This window comes from Dietzia cinnamea NBRC 102147 (genome assembly GCF_001571065.1).
Classification (GTDB): domain Bacteria; phylum Actinomycetota; class Actinomycetes; order Mycobacteriales; family Mycobacteriaceae; genus Dietzia; species Dietzia cinnamea.
On the sequence record NZ_BCSW01000105.1, the window covers coordinates 1 to 3587 of the forward strand.

The following is a 3587-nucleotide window of genomic DNA, read 5'->3' on the forward strand; positions in this document are numbered from 1 at the left end:
TCTGCGTATTGCATCAGATGAATCGCCCCTCGCATTTCCAGCTCCTCCTTCGCGTCCGGCACCGATCCCTGCCCCGACCTGCGAAGTCACCCACTCTCGGGCGCTGCCACCACTGCTTTCCGGCCCGGGCACTGGGCCTCAATGAGGCCGAAAGACGATCTTTGGCACGTCGTTGACCTGCAGGGGTTCCCGTGAAGGCTCATCGGTTGTATCATTGATTCATCAGATGAGACGTCGTGGTTTGGGGTTTAGCGATGCGACTGGATGGCTCCGGACGGGTCCATATGGCGCCGTCGCTGCCGGTGCTTCGGCCCGCCGAGCAGGTGCTCCGGCTGATGCTGGAGGGCTGGCGCAACCAGCAGCTATCCCGAAATCTGCAGTTCAACACGATCGAACAGCGACTGCGCCTGGTGCAGCGGTTCGTCGACCACGTCAATGCGGAGCCGTGGCACTGGACCCCGGCGATGGTCGAGGAATTCTCCGCCGATCTCCGTACGGTCAAACACGTCGCCCACTCCACTCTTCGCGGCTACCACTGCGCACTGCGGGCGTTCACCAGCTACATCGCCAATCCGGATTACGGCTGGGATCGGGTGTGCGAGCAGCACTTCGGCACCCATCCGGCGCAGGTGTTCTTCGACTGGAACACCGCACCACACGTGCAGGCCTACGACGGGCGGGCCACAAAGCGGCCCTACACTCGCGAGGAACTCGATGCACTGTTTGAGCACGCCGACAACGAAGTCGCACGCGCTGGCGCCTCCGGGCGGAAAGGCTGGCAGCCCGCCTACCGGGACGCGGTCATGATGAAGATCGCCTACGGCTACGGTCTGCGATTCAACGAGTTGCGCCACCTGCAAACCGTCGACTTCGCCCGCAATCCCCACGCCCGCGAATTCGGGGCCTTCGGCCTCTGCAAGGTCCGCTACGGAAAATCCCGACGCGCCTCTCCCTTTCGGCCCCGCAGCGTGTTGACCGTATGGCGCTGGACTCCAAGCATCCTCGAAGACTGGCTGGCCAATGGCCGCGGCGCCCCCGACGGCCTCGAGCTGTTCTGTAGTGAACGTGGCGGACTCGTCGTGGAATCGACCTTGCTGCGTCGGCTACGCCGGTACTGCGACGAACTCGGATTCTCCGATGGTCTCGATATCCATTCCTTCCGTCGCTCGTACGCCACTCACCTGCTGGAAGCGGGATGGGATCCCCGGTTCGTCCAGGACCAGATGGGCCACGAGTACGCCTCGACCACCGGGATCTACCAGTTCACCTCCGATGAGTTCCGGCGCTCCACCCTCCGCGCCGCGCTCGACCGCACGATGAATCAAGCACTGTCACCCGACGATCGGAGCGGACCATCATGAAGCGCACCGTCGACTACCGCTGGCGTCTGGCCGAGCTCATGGCCGCACGCGGCATGCACAACACCACCGAACTGATCCCGCACCTGGCCGAACGCGACATCACCCTGTCCCGGCCGCAGGTCTACCGACTGGTTACCCAGCGCCCCGAACGCATCTCCCTGCAGGTCGTAGCCGCCCTGTGCGACATCTTCGACTGCGGACCCGACGACCTGCTCACCGTCACCGCTGCTGATGCACGCGCCCGCAAAACCGGCACCACCCCGGCAGCGAATGTCGTCGACCTCGACCGGTCCGTCCGCCCACGCCGCGCCAACATCCTCGACGAATAGCCCCGCCCGCGAGGAGGACGACCAATGAACCCGACCCCTGACGGCCTGTCGCCTCGTTCCACCCGCCGCGGCCGACCACGCGCCACCAGTACCCGAGATGACCCCTGTGCCCGGTGTGGCCGCAACATCCCCCGCCTGGCAGCGCGTTGGCCAGAGGGGCGACTGTGCTTCACCTGCTACAACACCGCGATCCACACCCACGGCACCTGCCCGAACTGCCGACAGGACCGGCTCCTGCCCGGCCCTCCAGGCGCCGACGGCGAACCGGTCTGCGGCACCTGCGCCGGCATCGACGTCGACTTCCACTGCCAGCGCTGCGGCGCCGAAGCAGGCCATCACCGCGGCAACCTCTGTGTCCGCTGCGTCCTGCGCGAGGACCTTCACGCCCTGCTCGGCAGTGCCCCCAGCGATCCCACACTGGCCGGTCTCGTCGACGCCCTGTGCGCCGCCGACCGACCCGAATCGATCATCACCTGGAAACGCTCACCCAAAGTGAAAACCCTGCTCACCGGACTCGGCGACGGCTCAATCCCCTGCACCCACGACGGATTCGACGCCGTCGGCGGCAAACCGGCCGAACACGTTCGTGCACTGCTACAGCACCACGACCTCCTACCCACACGGGATCCCTACTTGCCGCGGTTCGAACAGTGGATCGCCACGAAGCTCGACGGCCTGCCCGACGAGGTCCGCCAGCCCGTCCATCACTTCGCGACCTGGCATCACCTGCGCCGCATCCGAGCCAAAGCCGCCGACGGGACGCCCACCCGGGCACCGATCCATTCGGCGAAGCAAGAGATCACCGAGACCATCAAGTTCCTGAGCTGGCTGCACACCACCTATGGGCGCACTGCCGCAACCTGCACCCAGCCCGACATCGACGAGTGGCTCGCCACCGGACCCAGTACCCGACAACTGATCCGGACCTTCTTCGTCGTCGCCGCACGCACCCGCCTCAACACCACCGTCACCGTTGGGCACCGTGCCGCCCGCAGCAGCCCGTCGTTGACTCAAGACCAGCGGATCGTGTGGATCCACGAACTCCTCACCGGCAACAGCGAGACACTGCCCTACCGCGTCGCCGGCACACTCCTGCTCCTCTACGCCCGTCCGATCACCAGAATCGTCACCCTGCAAGTCTCCGACGTCACCGACCAGGCAGACGGGATGACCATCGCACTCGGCCTACGCCCCACCGACGTGCCCGAACCCTTCGCCGGCCTCCTGCGCACCCACCTGGCCACTCGCCCGAACCTGCGCACCGGCGCCGGCGGTGACAACCCCTGGCTACTGCCCGGCACGCTCGCCGGACGACACCTCCACCCCACCACCGTCGCAAACCGACTCCGCGGCCTGGGCATCAACCTGCGCGGAGCACGCAACCGAGCCCTGGCCGAGCTCGTCGTCGAATGCCCGCCCTCACTCGTGGCCGACGCCCTCGGCTACAGCCACCAAGTCGCCTTCCGCCACGCCAGCAAAACAGCCGAACCCTGGGCCCGCTACGTCGGCCGATCCCTCCCCCGCCCAACGGATACCCCGTAGCGTCGCGCAATCGTCCGCCGTGGAGACACTCGGGTCCACAGCATCCGAAAACAGGCAACGTTACGCGTTTCCGCTGTTTCCCGAATGGGGTCCGGACGAACGCTGGAGTCGCCGTCGACGAGCAAAATCCGGCCGACGAGCTGGGTGGTACCAAACCACAGGGAGCACTAGCTGAGGCTGACGGGAAGACTCCTGATCCCGGCGCTTGACCTTGAAGTGCACTCCAAGGTCTACCGTGAGGTCATGACAAGCCAGGCAATGACGAGCTACATGCGGATCGGAGAGCTCGCCAACGTCGTCGGCCTCAGCCCGGACACGATCCGCTACTACGAGAGAGTTGACTTACTACCGCCCC

General features: G+C 65.9%; 4 protein-coding genes. All 4 read left to right on the top strand.

All coding sequences use genetic code 11. The features are described 5' to 3' along the window. Positions 1–254: 254 nt before the first annotated feature. Positions 255–1361, top strand: a complete 1107-nt coding sequence (locus tag DCI01S_RS16150) for a tyrosine-type recombinase/integrase (protein ID WP_031264746.1) — start codon at positions 255–257, stop codon at positions 1359–1361. Next, a complete protein-coding gene (locus DCI01S_RS16155) occupies positions 1358–1690 on the top strand; it encodes a helix-turn-helix domain-containing protein (protein WP_017836429.1) in 333 nt (110 codons plus the stop codon). Before DCI01S_RS16150 ends, DCI01S_RS16155 begins: the two co-directional genes overlap by 4 nt. A 24-nt stretch (positions 1691–1714) precedes the next feature. Then, positions 1715–3232 carry a site-specific integrase gene (locus tag DCI01S_RS16160; protein ID WP_082767892.1) on the top strand — a complete coding sequence of 506 codons (1518 nt, stop codon included), beginning with the start codon at positions 1715–1717 and terminating at the stop codon, positions 3230–3232. A gap of 270 nt (positions 3233–3502) precedes the next feature. Further along, positions 3503–3587: MerR family DNA-binding transcriptional regulator (locus DCI01S_RS18225; RefSeq protein WP_156482656.1), on the top strand; the 85-nt coding region annotated here is incomplete at its 3' end.

What these genes read in the sequence shown, in the direction of transcription:
- DCI01S_RS16150 (WP_031264746.1), top strand. Translation starts at nt 255, where the DNA reads ATGCGACTGGATGGCTCCGGACGGGTCCATATGGCGCCGTCGCTGCCG.
- DCI01S_RS16155 (WP_017836429.1), top strand. Translation starts at nt 1,358, where the DNA reads ATGAAGCGCACCGTCGACTACCGCTGGCGTCTGGCCGAGCTCATGGCC.
- DCI01S_RS16160 (WP_082767892.1), top strand. Translation starts at nt 1,715, where the DNA reads ATGAACCCGACCCCTGACGGCCTGTCGCCTCGTTCCACCCGCCGCGGC.